The 19,091-nt window shown below is 69.1% G+C and carries 16 protein-coding genes; 11 read left to right on the top strand and 5 right to left on the bottom strand.

Annotated features, from left to right (window positions below):
- The first annotated feature begins 165 nt into the window (after window positions 1-165).
- The 6 genes from IEZ09_RS41180 to IEZ09_RS41155 all read left to right on the top strand — a co-directional run bounded on the left by IEZ09_RS41180 (window position 166) and on the right by IEZ09_RS41155 (window position 4,761).
- Window positions 166-1,488, top strand: coding sequence for a transposase (locus IEZ09_RS41180; protein WP_189259282.1), 1,323 nt, complete (start codon window positions 166-168; stop codon window positions 1,486-1,488).
- Between the two features lie 192 nt (window positions 1,489-1,680).
- Entirely contained in the window at window positions 1,681-2,292 is a 612-nt protein-coding gene (gene infC / locus IEZ09_RS41175; RefSeq protein WP_189259281.1) for a translation initiation factor IF-3, read from the top strand.
- 50 nt (window positions 2,293-2,342) lie between these two features.
- Window positions 2,343-2,537, top strand: coding sequence for a 50S ribosomal protein L35 (rpmI, locus tag IEZ09_RS41170; protein WP_109640906.1), 195 nt, complete (start codon window positions 2,343-2,345; stop codon window positions 2,535-2,537).
- Between the two features lie 74 nt (window positions 2,538-2,611).
- Window positions 2,612-3,001 (top strand): 50S ribosomal protein L20, encoded by a 390-nt coding sequence (rplT, locus tag IEZ09_RS41165; RefSeq protein ID WP_189259280.1) that lies wholly within the window; start codon window positions 2,612-2,614, stop codon window positions 2,999-3,001.
- Window positions 2,998-3,837 (top strand): TrmH family RNA methyltransferase, encoded by an 840-nt coding sequence (locus IEZ09_RS41160; protein ID WP_189259284.1) that lies wholly within the window; start codon window positions 2,998-3,000, stop codon window positions 3,835-3,837. The genes rplT and IEZ09_RS41160 overlap by 4 nt, the downstream gene beginning before the upstream one ends.
- Before the next feature lie 36 nt (window positions 3,838-3,873).
- Window positions 3,874-4,761 carry a S41 family peptidase gene (locus IEZ09_RS41155; RefSeq protein WP_189259279.1) on the top strand — a complete coding sequence of 296 codons (888 nt, stop codon included), beginning with the start codon at window positions 3,874-3,876 and terminating at the stop codon, window positions 4,759-4,761.
- Here the strand turns inward: IEZ09_RS41155 and IEZ09_RS41150 are convergent, their stop codons facing one another.
- A complete protein-coding gene (locus IEZ09_RS41150) occupies window positions 4,762-7,464 on the bottom strand; it encodes a tetratricopeptide repeat protein (protein ID WP_189259278.1) in 2,703 nt (900 codons plus the stop codon). It abuts the gene before it with no gap.
- 2 nt (window positions 7,465-7,466) lie between these two features.
- The gene (locus IEZ09_RS41145) at window positions 7,467-9,218 is read right to left on the bottom strand and encodes an HSP90 family protein (RefSeq protein WP_189259277.1); all 1,752 of its coding nucleotides are present in this window, start codon (window positions 9,216-9,218) and stop codon (window positions 7,467-7,469) included.
- 134 nt (window positions 9,219-9,352) lie between these two features.
- Here IEZ09_RS41145 and pheS point away from each other — a divergent pair, with 134 nt between their 5' ends.
- The 3 genes from pheS (at window position 9,353) to IEZ09_RS41130 (ending at window position 14,125) form a co-directional block, all read left to right on the top strand.
- Complete coding sequence (gene pheS / locus IEZ09_RS41140) at window positions 9,353-10,420, top strand: phenylalanine--tRNA ligase subunit alpha (RefSeq protein WP_189259276.1); 1,068 nt, start codon at window positions 9,353-9,355, stop codon at window positions 10,418-10,420.
- A gap of 5 nt (window positions 10,421-10,425) precedes the next feature.
- On the top strand, window positions 10,426-12,903 hold the full coding sequence (pheT, locus tag IEZ09_RS41135) for a phenylalanine--tRNA ligase subunit beta (RefSeq protein WP_189259275.1): 2,478 nt from the start codon (window positions 10,426-10,428) through the stop codon (window positions 12,901-12,903).
- A gap of 724 nt (window positions 12,904-13,627) precedes the next feature.
- Window positions 13,628-14,125 carry a hypothetical protein gene (locus IEZ09_RS41130; RefSeq protein WP_189259274.1) on the top strand — a complete coding sequence of 166 codons (498 nt, stop codon included), beginning with the start codon at window positions 13,628-13,630 and terminating at the stop codon, window positions 14,123-14,125.
- 11 nt (window positions 14,126-14,136) lie between these two features.
- On the opposite strand, the gene IEZ09_RS41125 is transcribed toward IEZ09_RS41130, so the two are convergent.
- Window positions 14,137-14,847 (bottom strand): DNA alkylation repair protein, encoded by a 711-nt coding sequence (locus IEZ09_RS41125; RefSeq protein WP_189259273.1) that lies wholly within the window; start codon window positions 14,845-14,847, stop codon window positions 14,137-14,139.
- Window positions 14,848-14,941: 94 nt separating this feature from the next.
- On the opposite strand from IEZ09_RS41125, the gene IEZ09_RS41120 reads away from it, so the two are divergent.
- Complete coding sequence (locus tag IEZ09_RS41120) at window positions 14,942-15,946, top strand: hypothetical protein (protein WP_189259272.1); 1,005 nt, start codon at window positions 14,942-14,944, stop codon at window positions 15,944-15,946.
- On the opposite strand, the gene IEZ09_RS41115 is transcribed toward IEZ09_RS41120, so the two are convergent.
- Entirely contained in the window at window positions 15,912-16,955 is a 1,044-nt protein-coding gene (locus tag IEZ09_RS41115) for a 2-oxoglutarate and iron-dependent oxygenase domain-containing protein (protein WP_189259271.1), read from the bottom strand. The genes IEZ09_RS41120 and IEZ09_RS41115 overlap by 35 nt on opposite strands.
- Window positions 16,956-17,040: 85 nt before the next feature.
- Here IEZ09_RS41115 and sthA point away from each other — a divergent pair, with 85 nt between their 5' ends.
- The gene (gene sthA / locus IEZ09_RS41110) at window positions 17,041-18,456 is read left to right on the top strand and encodes a Si-specific NAD(P)(+) transhydrogenase (RefSeq protein ID WP_189259270.1); all 1,416 of its coding nucleotides are present in this window, start codon (window positions 17,041-17,043) and stop codon (window positions 18,454-18,456) included.
- Here the strand turns inward: sthA and IEZ09_RS41105 are convergent.
- Window positions 18,443-19,084, bottom strand: a complete 642-nt coding sequence (locus tag IEZ09_RS41105; RefSeq protein WP_189259269.1) for a response regulator — start codon at window positions 19,082-19,084, stop codon at window positions 18,443-18,445. The genes sthA and IEZ09_RS41105 overlap by 14 nt on opposite strands.
- Window positions 19,085-19,091: the final 7 nt, after the last annotated feature.

Below are 19,091 nucleotides of genomic sequence, written 5' to 3'. Positions count from 1 at the left end.
GCCGCCGCTCACGCGGCGACCCGTCCCAAGGACCTCACCCCTGGTTAAAACACCAGGTCGGAGTCGTCGTCGCGGTGGGCCGGGGCGATCACGAAGGCGTCCCAAGACCAGTGGGCGCTGGCACGCCGGTCTCAGGCCGCACACATCCGCAGTCTGGAGGCCGGGGTGTTGATGATCGAGCGGCGGTTGGCGCTGCCGATCAGATCACCGCGTTCGAAGCGGGAGCCGGGCGGCTATCGCTCTCGGCGGGAGTGGCATACGAAGTCCCGTCGCCTGCATGTCCTGCGGGATCGGCTCGCCGAAGCCCGAGCGGATCGGGATGCGGGCCGGGTGCGGATCACGCGGGGTGGACGTCGGTTGCTCAACACCCGCCACCATCTGACTGAGGCCGGATTGACCCCGGCTCAGTGGCGGGAACGCTGGGAAGCCGAGCGCTGGTTCCTTCAGGCTGACGGTGAAACAGGTAAACGCTGGGGCAACGAGACCATCCGAGTCACTCCGGATGGCGACGTGAGCATCCGATTGCCTCAGCCGTTCTCGCATCTGGCGAACGCTCGGCACGGCCGGTATGTGCTCGCCGCGCGGGCGGTTTTCGCGCACCGCGGGCACGAGTGGGCACAGCAGGTCGAGGCGCAGCGGGCAGTGGCCTATCGCATCCACCACGACACCGGCCGCGGGCGCTGGTACCTCACTGCCTCTTGGCAGCATCAGCCTGCTGCGCTCATGTCGTTGTCAGCGGCCAGAGCTGGTGGCGTGGTCGGGGTGGACACCAACAGTGATCACTTCGCGGCTTGGCGACTCGACCCGTGTGGCAACCCGATCGGTGCGCCCCGCCGCTTCGGCTACGACCTGTCCGGCCGTGCTGGGCACCGGGATGCGCAGGTTCGGCACGCACTGACTCGTCTGCTGCACTGGACCCGCCGGTCAGGTACCACCGCGATCGCGGTCGAGGACCTGGACTTCGCCAGCTTGATCGCGCGCGAGAAGCACGGCAGCAGGCCTCTCCGCAACCTGGTGTCCCGGTTCCCCACCCGCAAGCTGCGCGCCAGGCTTGTGTCGATGGCCGCCGCACAGGCTGTCACGGTCATCGCGGTGGACCCGGCATACACCAGCAAGTGGGGTGTTCAGCACTGGAAGCGGCCTCTCACAACTCCAGCACGCCAGGTTTCCCGACACGATGTGGCGAGCATCGCAGTCGGGCGACGCGCCCTCGGGTATTCGGTCCGGCGACGGACGGCACCGCCCCGTGACGACCAGAGTGATCGCCACGGGCATCGGACCGTTCAGGCCCGACCAGATGTCAGTTGGCGTAAGGAAACCCGCCCGCACATCTCAGGATCAGACGCGGGACGTCTGCCGCCCGGTCGTGCAGCGAATGCGGGCGACCAGGACTTCCACCACCGTTCGGGAAGTCCGGCCGAGCACGGTCCCTGGGAACGGTTGACAACTGCGTCTGCTACTATTTCGGACGCGACCAGCTCTCGTTAGTGCGAGAGCGGCAAGTGGAGCCCCGCTCCCACCCGCGTTCACCGCCTCAAGAGGTGGCCGGGTCCGGTCCTCCTGACGTCAGGGCACACGGGTGCCCGGCGGTTCAGGTTTGCGATCGGTCGGAAGCGGGCCCTGTCGTCGACAGACGACGGGGCTCTTGTTTTTGGCGCAAACGAGTCGCAAAGGACGTGAATGACAAGTCCCTCGAACCGAGGAGCTTCTTCCGCCAGCTCCGAGCCGCGCATCAACGACCGCATTCGCGTGCCTGAGGTCCGCCTGGTCGGGCCGAACGGCGAGCAGGTCGGGATCGTTCGCATCGAGGACGCGCTCCGACTCGCCCAGGAAGCGGATCTCGACCTCGTCGAGGTCGCCGCGCAGGCACGACCGCCGGTCTGCAAGCTCATGGACTACGGCAAGTTCAAGTACGAGAGCGCGCAGAAGGCCCGCGAGTCCCGGCGCAACCAGCAGCTGACGGTCATCAAGGAGCAGAAGCTCCGGCCGAAGATCGACCCGCACGACTACCAGACGAAGAAGGGCCACGTGGCCCGCTTCCTCTCGCACGGGAACAAGGTCAAGGTGACCATCATGTTCCGCGGTCGCGAGCAGTCGCGCCCCGAGCTCGGCTACAGGTTGTTGCAGAAGCTGGCGGAGGACGTCGCGGAGCTGGGCTTCGTCGAGTCCAACCCCAAGCAGGACGGCCGCAACATGATCATGGTGTTGGCGCCGCACAAGAACACGAAGACGCGTCCTGCGCAGCAGCAGAACGAGACGGACACCGACGGCGACGCCGGTTCCGCCGAGTAAGGACGCATGGCCGCCCCCGACCCGGTGGGTAGCACGAGACGAGGACGGAAATGCCGAAGAACAAGACGCACAGCGGGACCTCGAAGCGGTTCAAGGTCACCGGCAGCGGCAAGATCGTCCGGGAGAAGGCGGGCAAGCGCCACATCCTGGAGAAGAAGTCGAGCCGCGTCACCCGTCGCATGAGCGGCACCGCGGTCGTGTCGGAGAACGACGCGCCGCGCATCAAGAAGCTGCTCGGTCTCTGACCCGCTTCGACACCCCTTAGCAACTCGGAGGCGGGCCCCGACCCCGCCTCCCATGAGATCGACAGGATGGACCCGTGGCACGCGTCAAGCGGGCTGTGAACGCCCAGAAGAAGCGTCGTACCACCCTTGAGCTGGCGAGCGGTTACCGCGGCCAGCGCTCGAGGCTGTACCGCAAGGCCAAGGAGCAGGTGCTCCACTCGCTCAACTACGCGTACCGCGACCGTCGTGCGCGCAAGGGCGACTTCCGCAAGCTCTGGATCCAGCGCATCAACGCCGGTGCGCGCCAGAACGGCATCACCTACAACCGCTTCATCCAGGGCCTGAAGCTCGCGGGTGTCGAGGTCGACCGCAAGATCCTCGCGGACCTCGCCGTCACCGACGCGACCGCCTTCACCGCTCTCGTCGAGATCGCCCGCAACGCGCTCCCGACCGACGTGAACGCCCCGGCCGAGGACAAGGCCTGAGCCAGCACGCTCGCGCTCAACGACCCGAGGCAGCTCCGTTCACCGAACGGACACCTCGGGTCGTTGCTGCTCGCCACCTGACCCGCCGCCAGGGCCGCGACAAGGCAGGCCGCTTCCTCGCCGAGGGCGCCCAGGCCGTGCGCGAGGCACTCGCCTGGCAGGGCGGCCAGGTCCACGAACTGTTCGTCACGGCGACGGCCGCGCAACGCAACCCCGAGCTGCTCCAGACCGCCCAGGCACAGGGCATCCGGATCAGCGAGGTCACCGACAAGGCCGCCGCGTCGCTGTCGGAAACCGTGACGCCCCAGGGCCTCGTCGCCGTGTGCGACGCGGTCCCGCAGCCGCTCGACCAGGCACTGCAGGGCGCGCCGCGTCTCGTCGCCGTGCTCTACGGCGTCTCCGACCCCGGCAACGCGGGCACCGTCACGCGCGTGGCCGACGCGGCCGGAGCCGACGCGGTGATCTTCACCGGCGACACGGTCGACCCGCACAACGGCAAGTGCGTGCGCGCCTCCACGGGTTCGCTCTTCCACCTGCCGATCGCGCGATCCCGTGACGCCGCAGAGGTTTTCGCCGCCTGCCGCGCCGCCGGTCTCCGTCTCGTCGCCGCCGACGGCTACGCGAAGCAGGACCTGGTCGAGGCCTCCGTGCAGGGCGATCTCCAGCACCCCACCGCATGGGTGTTCGGCAGCGAGGCCCACGGCCTCCCCGACGACGTGATCGCACAACTGGACACGTCGCTGAAGGTGCCGCTGTACGGCGCCGCCGAGAGCCTCAACCTCGCCACGGCCGCCGCGGTGTGCCTCTACGCCTCCGCCCGCGACCAACGCAATTGAGCTGACGCCGCACGGGCGCGCGGCTACCGTGCGCCCGTGCGCGAACAAGAGATCGACATCCTGTGCTCCCAGCTCGCCTCCTACTACGTCTTCCCGGACGTAGCGGCAGACATCGCCGAGGTCCTGCGCACCCGTCTCGCCGAGGGCGCCTACGCCGACGCCACTGACGACGAGGACTTCGCCGCACGGGTCACCGCGGATCTCCAGTCGGTGAACGGCGACAAGCACCTCCGCCTGCTCCACAGCGAGGACGAGATCCCCGAGACCGGCGAGGAGTCGGCGTTCGACCCGGTGGCCTACCGGAAGGAAGCCGAGCGGGACGCGTTCGGCATCCGCAAGGTCGAGCGCCTCGAAGGCAACATCGGCCTGCTGGACCTGACCCTGCTGCACCACGCCGAGATCGCCGCACCGGCCTTCATCGCGGCCATGAACCTCATCGCGCACACCGACGCGTTGATCATCGACCTGCGCGACAACCGCGGCGGCGACCCGAACACGGTCGCGTTGATCTGCAGCTACCTCTTCGACGAACCGGTGCACCTCAACGACATCTACAACCGCCCGGAGGACTCCACCCGGCAGTTCTGGACCCTCCCGCACGTGCCCGGCCCGAAGTTCGGCGGCCAGAAGCCGATCTACGTCCTCACCAGCAGCCGCACCTTCTCCGGCGCGGAGGAGCTGAGCTACAACCTGCAGCAGAACAAGCGCGCCACCCTCATCGGCGAGACCACCAAGGGCGGCGCCCACCCCGGCGACCGCTACCGCGTCGGCCCGCACCTGAAGTCCGCCGTCCCCAACGGCCGTGCGATCAACCCGATCTCCGGCACCAACTGGGAGGGCGTCGGCGTCGTCCCGCACATCGAGGTGCCCGCGGACCAGGCGTTCGAGGTCGCCTACGCGAAGGCGACCTCGAACACCGAGTGATCAGTCCAGCCGGGCGGTGAGCTCACGGACCAGCGGGTCGGTGCCAGAAGCCTTGTTCTGGCGCCGCAACGCCTCCGAGAGCACCGACAGCACGGTCCCGACCTGGGTGTCGTCGGGCAGCAGCGATGCCGCCCGGCGCGCCTCGGCCTCCGCGCCCTCGGGGTCGTCGGCGTTCAGCAGTACGGCCGCGGCGCGCAGCACGACGAACACCCGCCAGCCCTCGTCGCCCAGCGACACCACCAGTGCCTCGGTGTCGCGGTAGTGCTTCATCGCCAAGGCGAACTCGCCGGCCTGGCCGTGCACCCAGGCGCGGATCGCGCCGATCTCCGCCTGGCGCCGGGTGACCTCGGTCGGGTCGTCCAGCGTCGGCAGCAGCGCCTCGGCCTCGTCGACGGCGGCACGGGTCTCGACGATCTCGTCGTCGGGCAGGTTCGAGGCCAGCTCGATCAAGGAGCCGATCGCCTCCGAGACGTTGCCCTCCTGCTGCCACAACGCGGCCGCCGCACGCCAGGAAGCCGTCGCTTCGTCGTGCTTGTCCAGGCGGCCCTGCACCGAGGCCAGTGCGTCCAGCAGGAACGCCCTGCGGCCCACCTCCTCTGGCGGCAGCAGTTCGGACGCCTCGCGCAGGTGTCGCTCCGCCGCGGGCAGCTCGCCGAGCTTGCGGCACACCTGGCCGAGCCGGAACACCACCTGCAGCCGCAGGTCGTCCTGGCCCTCCTGCAACAGCCGCAACGACTCCTCGAGCACCTCGGCGGCCTCGACGAACCTGTCCGTCTGCACGTACCCGCCGCTCAGCGCGAAGCAGAAGTGCGCGGTGTGACCGGGGGAGAGGTGCACGCGCGAGATCGCCACGGCCTCGCGCAGGTCGGACAGGTACGCGGCTTCCTGGTCCAGCTCCTGGATCGCGGCCACCTGGTACCAGCGCGCCTCGGCGGCTTCCGGCAGGGGGAACGCCGCCACGAACTCGCGTGCGGTCGCCATCGCGTCCGCCACGCGACCCAGCACCGTCTCCAGCCGCAGCTTCAGCCGGAAGCCCTCGAACCGCGCGCTCGGTGGCAGGTCGCCGGCCATGGCCGCCACGACGTCCGCGTACGCGCCGTCGAGATCCTGTTGGCGCGCACGGTGTTCCGCCGCCTCGACCCGCACCCGGCCGCGCAGTTCCGGAACGTCCAAAGAGGACGCTAGCGCGAGCATCTCGGAGGCGCGCTCGTGCGCGTGCGCGTCGTCCAGCAGCTCGGCCAGGGTCAGCGCCGCGACCGACCGCGTGTAGTCGGACTCGGCCTCGGCCAGGCACCGTTCGGCGAGTTCCAGGCCGCCCTCCAGCCCGATCGCCATCCGTGCCTGGTAGCGCAGCGCGTAGTCGTGGGGCAGCTGGGTCAGCAGCTCCTCGAACACCGCGGGATCGAACGGCACGAGTCCCGTCGTCATCCGCCGGATGCCCGCGTGCGCCGCGAGATCGGGCGGCAGCAACGAGTCCATGTCCGCGGGCAGCGAGTCGAGCATCCGCCGCGCCTTCACGAAGTCGCCCTGTTCGTACAGCGCCACCATCGCCTCGGCGATCTCCACCGGATCGCCGAGCACGACGGACTCCTCGGCGGGCGCGGGCGCCGGCGCGGACGGCACCGCCAGCTCGACGTGCGCGTAGTCGGCCTGCTCCAACGACCTCGTCACCCGCTCGACCCACGCCGACGTGCCGTTGCGCGCGTCGAACGCCCTGGCGAGCTCGACCGCCCGGACGGACAGCCGGTCGAGCAGCGCGTTGGCGGTCAAGGTCCCCACCGAAGGCACCTCGAACACCGTGTCGGCGGGGATCCGCTGCAGCAGAACGGAAGCGCACTCCGCGAACGACATCTCGTCGGCCGGCAGCTGCGTCGCGGTCACCTTGTGCAGCGACCGGCGCAGGATCTCCTCGCCGCGGGACACGTTGCCCGTCAACGCGCAGAACCGGATGTGCTCGTGCACGTACGACGTGATCTCGTCGTCCTTGATCAACCGGTACGCGGTCGTGTGCGCGTGCGCCGCCCGTTCGGCGTCACCGATCTCCAGCAATGGCCACAGCAGAGCCGTGAGGATGCCCTGCGGCTGCGTGGCGCAGTTCGTGTTGCCGGACAAGCCTTCCCAGCCGTGCGCGGCTGCCTCGTGGTGCCTGCCGAGCCGTGCCAGCATCCACACCTGCTCCTCGACCACGCACGCGTCGCAGTCCGCCATCGGGCCGGACTCGGTGGCCAGGTACTTCCCGAGGTGCTCGGCCAGCCCCGTCATGTCGCCGACGTGGTAGGCGAGCTCGGCGCGCGCCCCGTGCACCGGCTGCACCGAGAACCCGAGCCGCGCGTAGCGGTCGGCGAGCTGCCCGATCACCGCTTCCAGCTGCTCCAGCGAGAACCGGGGGTCACGCCGCAGACCCGTCGCGATCCACTTGTGCGACCAGTTCAGCGAGTGGATCTCGTAGTCGTTGAACGCCTCGGGATCCTTCTCCTCCGCGGCACGGGCCCACGCGAACGGCGCCAGCATCAGGTCGTAGCGCGAGAGGTAGTAGGCCGAGTCGATCAACGCGATCCGGCACGACACCCCGAGCGGCAGGTGCCCGAGCGCGTCGGACATGCGCGCGGCACGTTCCAGCGCCTCGTGCTTCGGCATGCCCGTCGGCATGTTGTACGCCTCGATGAACGCTCTTTCGGCGTCCTCGGCGGTGAAGTCGGTCATGGTCACTTACCCCCAACGGCGCGGTCCAGCAGTTCCAGGAACGAACGGTTCAGCGCCGCCGTGTCCTTCGGTCGCATCGCCCGCCGCGCCTGCAGCACGGCGTGGACGTACAAGGACTCCAGGGTCAGCTCCACCAGAGCCGGGTCGGTCAGCCGCGCCAGCCGTTGCACGAGCGGGTTGCGGCAGTTGAGCACCAGCTGTTCCGGCCGCGCGGAACCGGAGTCCGCGGTCAGCTGGCCCAGCAGCTCCGCCCACAACGGGTCGACGACCTCCTCCGCGGTCTGCTCGGTGTCGAGCTTGCGCTGCTGCTCGGCGTTGCTGATCAGCAAGGCGGGCAACGAGACCGGGTCGAAGTCGCGGATCACCGCGTCGCAGTCGTGCCGGTCCAGCGCCGCCGCGCCCTCGGACAGCCGCAGCCGCAACGCCGTCTCGACGTCCGGTTCCGGATCGGCCAGCGCCGCCAGCAACTCCGTGGGAGCCACCCGGCGCGCGATCGACGGACCGTCCAGCGCGCTCAGCCGGTTCAGCAGCTCCAGGTCGTAGGCGTAACCGGCGTTCACCAGGCCCAGGCCCTGCGCGGCCGCGACCGGCGCGAGCTGGTGGAACTCGTCGACGTCCGGGATGTAGAGGATCGCGCCGTGCTTGCGCCGGAACTGCCGCAACGGGATCGGGCCGTCCGTCGTCTCGAACGGCAGCCAGCGCTCGACCAGTCGCAGCATCTCGTCGTCCGACCGGGCCAGCGACTTGATCCCCAGGTGGTGCGCGGCGAGCAGCTCACCGGCGCGGCGCGGCTCGATCGCGTCCAGCCTGATCAGCCAGTCGCGGATCTGCTCGCCCAGCTCCTCGCGCACCGCGAGCAGCATCTCGTCCTGGTACAGCGACTCGCGCGACGCCGTCGGCCGGATCGAGGACGCGTCGACCACGCACCGCACGAAGTACGCCCAGTCCGGCAGCAGGCCCTCGACGTTGTCGCCGACCAGCATCCGCTTCAGGTACACCCGGTGCGTCTGCCGCGTCCCCGGATGCACCCCGGACGGCAGCACGAACGCGACACCGGTCAGCCCTGCCGCCTCGACCTCGATCGGGATCGCCTCGAACGGCGTGAACCCGAAGATCTGCTCGCAGTACCCGGAGAGATCCGCGTCCTCGTCGTCCCACGGGCGCAGACCACGCGTCACCGCGGAGCCGTCCAGCGTCACCACCGCCGGGAGCAGATCGCCGTAGTCGCTCACCAGCGGCCGCACGACGTCGGTTTCGAGCCAGTGCTCGTTGCCGCGCGACGCGGTCAGCACGACCGTGGTGCCGACCGCGACGTCTCCGTCCACAACAGAAACCGTGTAGTTGCCGGAAGAATCCGCTTCCCAGCGCACGCCGGGACCGCCACGAGCGGACCGCGTGATGACCGTCACTGAAGAAGCGACGAGGAAGCACGACAGCATGCCGACGCCGAACTGGCCGAGGAACCCCTCGCGGGCGAACCCCAGGTCATCGCGCTTGGAGGTGCGGCCGAGCGTCGACAGCAGCTCGTGCACCTCGGTCTCGGTGAGGCCCACGCCGGTGTCGGTGATCCGGAGCTCGGCGCCGCAGGTGATCGTGACCTCGGCCGGGCAGGACGGATCGAGCTCACGCCGTGCCGTGATCGCGTCGACGGCGTTCTGCAGCAGTTCGCGCACGTAGACGCGGGGACTGCTGTACAGGTGATGGCTGAGCAGGTCGATGATGCCGCGCAGGTCGACGCGGAAGGTGTGCGACATGATGCCGTCCATCCTAGGGACGGACGAGGGGCCAGTGCCGCTCTTTAATGGAACGTCCGGAGGCGGTCAAGAGCGCACCCACTAGGATCGGCCTGTTGTTACCTGATGTCCGCGACGGGAGCTGTCCTTCAACCATGTCCGGAGCCAACGACCCGTACGACCCCAAGGAGGTCGCGGCGCTGTCGGCCGAGAACCTCGACGCGGCCGTGCAGAAGGCGCGCGAGGCGTTCGCCGGAGCTGCCGACCTCGAGGCCCTGGCGGCGGTCAAGCCGGGCCACCTGGGTGACCGGTCGCCCGTGCTGCTGGCCCGCCGCGAGATCGGTGCCCTGCCTCCCAAGGCGAAGGCCGAGGCCGGCAAGCGGGTGAACGAGGCGCAGTCCGCGATCAAGACCGCGTTCGACGAGCGCTACGCCGTGCTGCAGGTCGAGCGCGACGAGCGGGTGCTGCGCGAGGAGACCGTCGACGTCACGCTGCCCTGGGACCGCTTCCCGCGCGGCGCGCGCCACCCGATCACGACGCTCGCCGAGCGCATCGGTGACGTCTTCGTGGCCATGGGCTACGAGATCGCCGAGGGCCCAGAGCTCGAGACCGAGTGGTTCAACTTCGACGCGCTGAACTTCGGCAAGGACCACCCTGCCCGCTCGATGCAGGACACGTTCTACATCGCGCCGAACGACTCGTCGCTCGTCCTGCGCACGCACACCTCGCCAGTGCAGGCCCGCACGCTGCTGGAGCGCGACCTGCCGGTGTACGTCGTGTGCCCCGGCCGCACGTTCCGCACCGACGAGCTCGACGCGACCCACACGCCGGTGTTCCACCAGGTCGAGGGCCTCGCGGTCGACAAGGGTCTGACCATGGGCCACCTCAAGGGCACGCTCGACGCGTTCGCCCGCGCCATGTTCGGCGAGGACTCGAAGACCCGCCTGCGCCCGAGCTTCTTCCCCTTCACCGAACCGTCGGCCGAGGTCGACGTGTGGTTCCCGGAGAAGAAGGGCGGCGCCGGCTGGGTCGAGTGGGGCGGCTGCGGCATGGTCAACCCCAACGTGCTGCGCGCCTGCGGCGTCGACCCGGACGTCTACTCCGGCTTCGCGTTCGGCATGGGGCTGGAGCGGACGCTGCAGTTCCGCAACGGCCTGCCCGACATGCGCGACATGGTCGAGGGCGACGTCCGCTTCACCCAGCCTTTCGGAACGGAGGCCTGAGCCGGATGCGCATCCCGGTCAGCTGGCTGGTCGAACACCTCGGTTTCGACGAAGTCCCCACACCCGACGAGCTCGCCGAGGCGTTCACCCGCATCGGCATCGAGGTCGAGGAGGTGAGCCCGCTCGGTCCCGTGACCGGCCCGATCGTCGCCGGTCGCGTCGTCGCGATCGAGGAGCTCACCGAGTTCAAGAAGCCGATCCGGTACTGCCAGGTCGAGGTCGGCCCCGAGCAGGTCAACAACATCATCTGCGGCGCCACGAACTTCGTCGAGGGCGACTCGGTCGTCGTCGCGCTGCCCGGTGCCGTCCTGCCGGGCGACTTCACGATCTCCGAGCGCAAGACGTACGGCCGCGTGTCGCAGGGCATGATCTGCGCCGCCGACGAGCTCGGCATCGGCGACGACCACTCCGGCATCCTCGTGCTGCCCACCGGCACCGCGCAGCCGGGCGACGACGCGATGGAGCTGCTCGGTCTGAACGACAGCGTCATCGAGGTCGCGCCGACCCCGGACCGCGGCTACGCGTTCTCGGTCCGCGGCCTCGCCCGTGAGATCGCCTGCGCGCTCGACGTGCCGTTCGGCGACCCCGGCGTCGTCGAGATCCCCGAGCCCGAGGGTGAGGCCTGGCCGGTCCACATCGAGGACCGCACCGGCTGCTCGCGCTTCGTCGCGCGCCGCGTCACCGGTGTCGACCCGACCGCGCCCACGCCGTGGTGGATGCGCCGCCGCCTGATGCTCGCGGGCATGCGCTCGATCTCGCTGCCGGTCGACGTCACGAACTACGTGATGCTCGAGCTCGGCCAGCCGCTGCACGCGTTCGACGCCTCGGCGTTGTCCGGCGCGCTGACCGTACGGCGTGCCGTCGCGGGCGAGAAGCTCACGACGCTCGACGACGCGGTGCGCGCGCTCGACCCGGACGACATCGTGATCGCCGACGACTCCGGCGTGATCTCGCTCGCCGGTGTCATGGGTGGCGCGTCCACGGAGGTCCGCGACAACTCGTCGGACATCCTGCTCGAGGCCGCGAACTGGGACCCGGCGTCCATCGCGCGCACGGTCCGCCGCCACAAGCTGCCGTCCGAGGCCGCCAAGCGCTTCGAGCGCACGGTCGACCCTGCGCTGGCGCCGGTGGCGCTGGAGCGGGCCGCGAAGCTGCTCAACCACTACGCCGAGGGCCAGATCAAGCCGGGCCGCACCGACGTGGGCGTGCCCGCGCTGCCGGAGCCGGTGTCGATGCCGATCGACCTGCCGGACCGCGTCGCGGGCGTCCGCTACGCGCGCGGCGTCACGGCGCGCCGCCTGGGCCAGATCGGCTGCCAGGTCTCCGTGACCACGTCCGACGACGGCCAGACGATCGTCACGGCGGTGCCGCCGACGTGGCGTGCCGACCTCGTGCAGCCCGCCGACCTGGTGGAGGAGGTGCTGCGGCTGGAGGGCTACGACACGATTCCCTCGGTGCTGCCGCCCGCTCCCGCCGGCCGCGGCCTGACCGAGCAGCAGCGCCGTCGCCGCACGGTGTGGCGCACGCTCGCCGAGGACGGTTTCGTCGAGGTGAAGCCGTTCCCGTTCATCGACCCGTCGGTGTTCGACGCGTTCGGTCTCGCCGAGGACGACATCCGCCGCAACACCGTCGGCGTGCTGAACCCGTTGGAGGCGGACAAGAACGTCCTCGCCACCACGCTGCTGCCTGGTTTGCTGGAGACGTTGCAGCGCAACCTGTCCCGCGGTGCCAAGGACCTCGCGCTGTACAACATCGCGCAGGTGACTTTGCCGCGCGCGCAACAGGTTCCGGTGCCCGCGCTGGGTGTCGACCGCCGTCCCACCGAGGCCGAGGTGGCCTCGATGCTCGCCGCGCTGCCGCAGCAGCCGCTGCACGTCGCCGGTGTGCTCGCGGGCCACCGCGAGCTGCCCGGCTGGTGGGGCAAGGGCCGCATCGCCGGCTGGGCGGACGCCGTCGAGGCCGCCCGCCGCGTCGGCCAGGCGTACGGGGTCACCCTGCGGGTCGTGGCGTCGGACCTGCTGCCGTGGCACCCCGGCCGCTGCGCCGAGCTGCGCGTGGGCGACTGGCCCGTGGGCCACGCCGGTGAGCTGCACCCGAAGGTGATCGAGGCGCTGGGCCTGCCCAAGCGGACCGTGGCGTTCGAGCTCGACCTCGACGCGCTGCCGCTGGACGACCACCGCCCGGCCCCGATGGTGTCGGCCTACCCGCCGGTGCTGCTGGACGTGGCGCTCGTCGTCGACGCCGGCGTGCCGGTGCAGTCGGTGTCCGAGGTGCTCGGCGCGTCCGCGGGCGACCTGCTGGAGGACATCCGCCTGTTCGACGTCTACACGGGCGAGCAGGTGGGCGAGGGCAAGAAGTCGCTCGCGTACTCCTTGCGCTTCCGCGCGCCGGACCGCACGCTCACGGTCGAAGAAGCGACGAATGCTCGCGATGCGGCCGTGGCGGCCGCCGGCGAACGTTTGGGCGCGGCACTCCGCGCTTAGCCGGTCACGCTTGGTGAGGCCCGGGATTCTTCGAGAATTCCGGGCCTCTCTGCGTAATGAGGCCGTTGACCTGCAGTCCGCGCGTGCGAATAGCTCACGGATGCACTTTCGCACCAGTGCCGCCAAGGACCCTTTTCTCGTGTCTTGTGCACGATGTGTAGTGGTTGAACGTTCGTCAAACTTGGTGCCATGGTGAGCTTCAGGGAAATCGTGCGCAGGCGGTACGTCCGCCGAGGCTTCATCGTCTTCGCCGTCATGACGGCCAGGCTCCGGTGGTGATCGGCGGCGCGGTCACCACCGGTCTGCTCCACCCGGCCCGGTGCTGGGCGCCGATATGTACAGAGTATTGTGGCAACACCGAAAGGGCCCGACCGCTCCCGTAGCTGGTCCGAGCCGCGGCTGGCAGCTGGAGCGCGAGCCGCGTTCAGAAAGATTGTCTGCAAAAGTTCGCTCGATCGGTCGAATCCCGGAAATCGGGATTTGGGATCAAACCAGCAGGTGGTAGCCCTGCGTAGCTGTCAAGGTGCCAAAAGTCCCTCATTACAAGGGGAAATCGGCGCCCGTCCGACGCTTGCGCGGTGCGAGAAGCTTCACCAAGATTGTCGACGCGGCCCGCTGGGCCGAGGGGCGAAGCGATGAACCACCGGGCGAGTCTGGTCGCCGGTCCGGTGGGGAGCTAGAGGCGAACCCACCGCCTGGAGCAACAACTCTGGAGAGTTGCGCCATGCGTAGTCTGGGTCCGCGCCTTGAGATCGCCGTGTCGTTGACGATTCTCATGCTCGGCGCGGCCGTCGTGGCGGCCATGCACCTCACGTGGCCCAAGCCGCAGTCGCCTGCCATGGCCTACTCCGTGAGCAGTGGCGAGTCCGGCATGCAGCAGCTGAAGCCGTTTGAAATCAACGACATCTCGGGCGCGGCCGTGGAACTCACACCGGGTGCCGAGGGCGAGCGCAAGGTGCGGCTGTCCAACCCGAACGCCGTCGACATCATCGTCGAGAGCCTGTCCGCCGTGCCCGGTCAGCCGCTCGACGCCGCCCAGCAGCGCGTCGAGGGGTGTCCTGCTGGAGTGCTGACCGTCGTGCCGCTCAAGGACGTCGTCGAGATCCCGGCCGGCGGAGCGGTCGAGGTCGTCATGAAGGTCCAGGTCGCGAAGGACGTTCCGGCCGCGTGTGCCGAGCTCGTCTTCCCGCTCACCTACTCTGGCCGCGCGAAACACGGCTAGGCGTACAGGCCCTAGAGGTGTTTGAGTGCCTCCCGCCGTGACAGCGGCGACAACCCGGGCCGAGCCTCCACGAACGCCCGCACCCACCCCGGCTCGGTCTTCGCGAACTGCCGCAGCGCCCAGCCGATCCCCTTGCGCAGGAAGAAGTCCGGGTCGTCGACGTTGGCGTCGATGCACCCGGCCAGCAGGTCCACGTCCGTGTTCGCCTTGGACCCGAGCTGGCAGATGATCGACGTCCGCCGCCGCCACCTGTCCGCGTCCCGGGACCACTTCAGCATCAACGGCCGCACGACCTCCGGCGTGGACCGCAGCAACGGCCCGATCCGCCTGGACGCGATCTCGTCGACGTAGTCCCACCACGCACCGGTCACGATCATCTCGTCGAACAACGGCATCAGCTCGGCCGACTGGAAGCGGCGATCCCCGCTCAGGTCGAGCGCCACGTACCGCTCCTCGCGATACGTCGCCTCCCGCCACAGCGTCTGGACCACCTCGAGCCACTCGTCCCGCGTGCCGATCCGCGGCAGCGACTTCAGCAACGCCACCCGCCGCGGTTTCTGCACACCCAGGAACGGCATGTCGGACTTCATGTAGGCCTGCATCTCCGGTGCTTTCCCCGGATCCGCGAGTTCCTCCAGTCCTGCCCGGACCGCCTCGATGAACGAATCCACGGCTGCACGGTATAGGCAGAAGGAGTAGGGCGTTGAGATCGTTGGCCCCATTGCCGCCGAAAGTGCTAACGAACCGGCAAAGCATCACTTGTCCAGGCACGACTGTGAACGGAAACGCCGCTTCCGGCCACTACCATTCGCATTCATGCGTGTGCTCATGGTTGTGGCGGCGCTCGTGCTCACCAGCATGGGCGCCACCAAGGCGGACACGGTGGACTACCTGGATCTGCCGCTGTCCAACGGAAACGGCGAGCAGCGGGGTGGGGTCCACCCCGATCTGCCGTACGACAGGGCCACGCTCGAGGCCGCGCTGAACCGCCACCGCACCAAGGGCATCCCGCCGGCCAGGTTCAAGGCGTTGCTGTGGCACTACTGGATCGTCCGCGCGGCCGAGGACGCCGGCGTCAACCTGTCCGACTGGGACCCGCAGCGCAGCGCCGAGTCCAACAAGGCCGTCATCTTCGCCGTCTACGACTTCTACGCGCGGCTGTACCTGCAGCAGCCGGACACGTTGCGGTGGATGGGCTTCGCGAACATCGGCGCGCCCGCGTTCGCCGCCGGCATGCTCGATCTCGGCACGTTGCCGGAATTCCGGTTCTTCTCGTCGATGCTGATGTCGATGCAGAAGCACATCTTCATGGACCTGGGCGCGATGCACGCCGCCTATCTGCACGGCGGGATCAAGGCCGTGGAGGAGATGCGCGACGCGGGGATCATCGACGCCGAGACCACCGCCGCGTGGGCGGATCCGGCGCAGGCCGTGCTGGAGTTCTCCTCGCGCGAGCAGAACATCGTGATCCCCGACCAGTTCGACCGGATGCGGTCCCGGTTGCTGCCGCCCGGCGAGGTCGTCACCTACGCGATCACGGTCGCCGGGCCGATGCCGGTGCCGGGCGGGAAGACGCCCGCCCAGTACCGGCCGCTGTTCGGCGGTCCGCTGCCCGCGTTCAACTACGCGGACCGGGAAGCGCGCTGGGACTTCCTCAGCCACGACACGGTTCCGGCCTACGAGCGGTTGTCGAAGGACGCCGTGCACAGGATCGTGCAGCGGCCGTTCGCGGACCGTGTCGCGGAGTACCGTGCCACGGCCCGCCTGCTCGACCTGATCCTGCCGTTCAGGAGTGACGAACCCCAGACCGGAGTTCGCTGAGCACCGTCAGCCGGTCCTCGTCCAGGATCCGCCGCGTGGTGACGCGGTCGGGGTAGCAGCGCATGAACATGTTGGTGAAGTGCGTGCCGTAGTGGATCACGTCGTCACCGTGCGGGTCGTCCAACGGGCGGACGACGGCCTCGAAGTTCGGTTCGTGGAAGTACGCCATGGTGAACCGCTCGCGCGTGTTCAGCAGGACCTTGTGCGGTGTGGACAGCAGCGCGCCGCCCGTCAGGAACTGCAGGATGTCGCCGGGGAACACGGTGAAGACGTGCTGGACCGGTTCGACGAACGTCCAGCCCTCCGCGTCCTGGAAACAGCCCGCCGCCGACTCGTCGGGCAGCCAGTTGCGCGGCCGTTCCTCGCCCTCGATCGGCGGGCGCACGTAGAGGCCGCCGACGTCGTCCTGCGCGGCCAGGACGAGCATGCCGTAGTCGGTGTGGGCACCGATGCCGCGGTCGACGGTCTCCGATCTGGTCGGGAACCTGAGCACCCGCATGTGGTGCCAGCCGTCGGCGGTGAGCCGGGTGAACGTGTCGATGTCGAGCCCGAAGCCGAGCGCGGTGAGCTTGAGGATCTTCTCCCCGGCCTCGCCGAGCATCGCCATGAACTCCCGCATGGCGTCGCGGTAGTCGTTGTCAGGCCACGGCACAGGTCCGTGACACGGCCACTTGTCGGCGACGCGGGAGTCGTCGAGCGGAACGTCCTTGCAGACGGTGAAGATCTCCGAGTAGTCCGCGATCCCGTCGGTGACCTCCTCTCCGGACGCGATGTAACCGGCGTAGGTCAGATCGCTGACCAAGCGTGACTTCTCCTCGAGCGACAGGCCGTGGAAGAACCTCCTGCTGGCCGCCATGGCGTCCTCGGTCTTGCGGTCCTGCGCCGCGTCCGTCGCGATCTGCAGAATCCCGTCGGCCTGCCACGCTGCGATGAGGCGGCGGCCGAGTTCGACGTCGTCGTCCGAACCGGTGACGGTCTCGGGCAGACGGAAGGTGCGTAGTTCGGTCATGGTCCAACGAACGGTCAGTTCCGTTCAGCGGGTTCATTTTTCTTTCAGGGGTGGAATCGGATCCGTCTTAGTAGGCTGCACAACCATGACGTCGTACGACTACGACCTGATCGTCATCGGCTCCGGTCCTGGTGGCCAGAAGGCGGCGATCGCGGGTGCGAAACTGGGCAAGCGAGTGGCCGTCATCGACAAGCAGGAGATGGTCGGCGGCGTCTGCGTCAACACGGGCACCATCCCGTCCAAGACGCTGCGGGAAGCCGTCCTGTACCTGACGGGCATGAGCCAGCGCGAGCTGTACGGCGCGAGCTACCGCGTCAAGCACGACATCACGATCACCGATCTGATGGCCCGCACGCAGCACGTGATCGGCCGCGAGGTCCAGGTCGTGCGCGCGCAGCTGCACCGCAACGGCATCGACCTGCTGAACGGGTTCGGGCGCTTCGTCGACCCGCACACCGTTGCGGTGGAAGGAAGTCATCGCGGCGACCACACCCGGATCACCGGTGAGTACATCGTCATCGCGACCGGCACGACGCCCGCCCGTCCGTCCATCGTGGACTTCGACGAGGAGCGGATCCTCGACTCCGACGAGGTCTTCGCGCTCACGGAGATCCCGTCGTCGCTGGTCGTCGTCGGTGCCGGTGTGATCGGCATCGAGTACGCGTCGATGTTCGCCGCGCTCGGCACCCGCGTCACGGTCGTCGAGCAGCGCGAGCGGATGCTGGAGTTCTGCGACCCGGAGATCGTGGAGTCGCTGAAGTTCCACCTGCGCGACCTCGCCGTCACCTTCCGGTTCGACGAGAAGGTCGTGAACGTCGAGGTGTCCGAGGGCGGCACCGTCACGACGCTGGCCTCCGGCAAGCGCATCCCGGCCGCCGCCGTCATGTACTCGGCGGGGCGTCAGGGGTGCACGGACAAGCTCGACCTCGCCGCCGCCGGTCTGGAGGCCGACCGCCGCGGCCGGTTGACCGTCGACGAGCACTACCGCACGCCCGTCGAGCACATCTACGCCGTCGGTGACGTGATCGGCTTCCCGGCGCTGGCCGCGACGTCGATGGACCAGGGCCGCCTGGCCGCGTACCACGCGTTCGGCGAGGCGGTGCACGAGCTGACGGCCTTGCAGCCCATCGGCATCTACACGATCCCCGAGATCTCGTACTGCGGTGCGACGGAGGCCGAGCTGACGTCGTCCGCCGTTCCTTACGAGGTCGGCATCTCCCGCTACCGCGAGCTGGCCCGCGGCCAGATCGTCGGTGACGCGTACGGCATGCTGAAGCTGCTGGTGTCCACTGTGGACCGCAAGATCCTCGGCGTGCACGTGTTCGGCACCGGCGCCACGGACCTGGTGCACATCGGCCAGGCCGTGATGGGCTGCGGCGGCACCGTCGACTACCTCGTCGACACGGTCTTCAACTACCCGACGCTGTCCGAGGCGTACAAGGTCGCCGCTCTGGACGCCACGAACAAGATCCGGGCGCTGGACCGCTTCACGACCGGCTGAGTCCGGCCTCGTGGGCCACGATGGCGGCCTGCACGCGGTTGGCGCACCCCAGCTTGGGCAGGATCCGGCTGATGTGCGCCTTCACCGTGCCGGTCGCCAGGTAGAGCTGTTCGCCGATCTCGGTGTTGGACAGTCCCTGGCCGACGAGCTCGAGCACGGTCCGTTCGGTGTCGGTGAGCGCGTCGATCTTGCGGCGCGCCTCCGAGGAGTTGTCGGGCGTGGTGAGGTGCTTCTCGATGAGGCGCCTCGTGATCTGCGGGGCGAGGATCGGTTCGCCGTTCGCGGCCTTGCGGACGGCGTTGATCAGCTCCTGCGGCGGGGTGTCCTTGAGCAGGAACCCGGTCGCGCCGGCCTTCATCGCCTGCGCCACGTAGGAGTCCTCGCCGAACGTCGTGAGCATGACGACGTTGGCGCTCGACGCGATCTTCTCGGCGGCCTTGAGCCCGTCGCCGCCGGGCATGCGGATGTCGAGCAACGCGACGTCGACGGAGTGCTTGAGGGCGAGCAAGACGGCCTGCCTGCCGTCGCCGGCCTCGGCCACGACCGTGATCTCCGGGTCGTTCTGGAGGATCAACCGGATTCCGGCGCGCATCAGCGTCTCGTCGTCGGCGATGAGGACTCGGATCACGCGGGCC

This window comes from Lentzea flava, from assembly GCF_014648475.1.
In the GTDB taxonomy this organism is placed as follows: Bacteria; Actinomycetota; Actinomycetes; order Mycobacteriales; family Pseudonocardiaceae; genus Lentzea; species Lentzea flava.
The sequence above is the reverse complement of the archived record's forward strand: the minus strand, read 5'-3'. Positions and strand labels throughout refer to the sequence as shown.

Bases quoted from the DNA above. Each gene is read 5' to 3' on its own strand.
- infC (WP_189259281.1), top strand. From the start codon at position 1,681: ATGACAAGTCCCTCGAACCGAGGAGCTTCTTCCGCCAGCTCCGAGCCG.
- rpmI (WP_109640906.1), top strand. From the start codon at position 2,343: ATGCCGAAGAACAAGACGCACAGCGGGACCTCGAAGCGGTTCAAGGTC.
- IEZ09_RS41150 (WP_189259278.1), bottom strand. From the start codon at position 7,464: ATGACCGACTTCACCGCCGAGGACGCCGAAAGAGCGTTCATCGAGGCG.
- IEZ09_RS41145 (WP_189259277.1), bottom strand. From the start codon at position 9,218: ATGTCGCACACCTTCCGCGTCGACCTGCGCGGCATCATCGACCTGCTC.
- pheS (WP_189259276.1), top strand. From the start codon at position 9,353: ATGTCCGGAGCCAACGACCCGTACGACCCCAAGGAGGTCGCGGCGCTG.
- pheT (WP_189259275.1), top strand. From the start codon at position 10,426: ATGCGCATCCCGGTCAGCTGGCTGGTCGAACACCTCGGTTTCGACGAA.
- IEZ09_RS41130 (WP_189259274.1), top strand. From the start codon at position 13,628: ATGCGTAGTCTGGGTCCGCGCCTTGAGATCGCCGTGTCGTTGACGATT.
- IEZ09_RS41125 (WP_189259273.1), bottom strand. From the start codon at position 14,847: ATGGGGCCAACGATCTCAACGCCCTACTCCTTCTGCCTATACCGTGCA.
- IEZ09_RS41120 (WP_189259272.1), top strand. From the start codon at position 14,942: ATGCGTGTGCTCATGGTTGTGGCGGCGCTCGTGCTCACCAGCATGGGC.
- IEZ09_RS41115 (WP_189259271.1), bottom strand. From the start codon at position 16,955: ATGACCGAACTACGCACCTTCCGTCTGCCCGAGACCGTCACCGGTTCG.
- sthA (WP_189259270.1), top strand. From the start codon at position 17,041: ATGACGTCGTACGACTACGACCTGATCGTCATCGGCTCCGGTCCTGGT.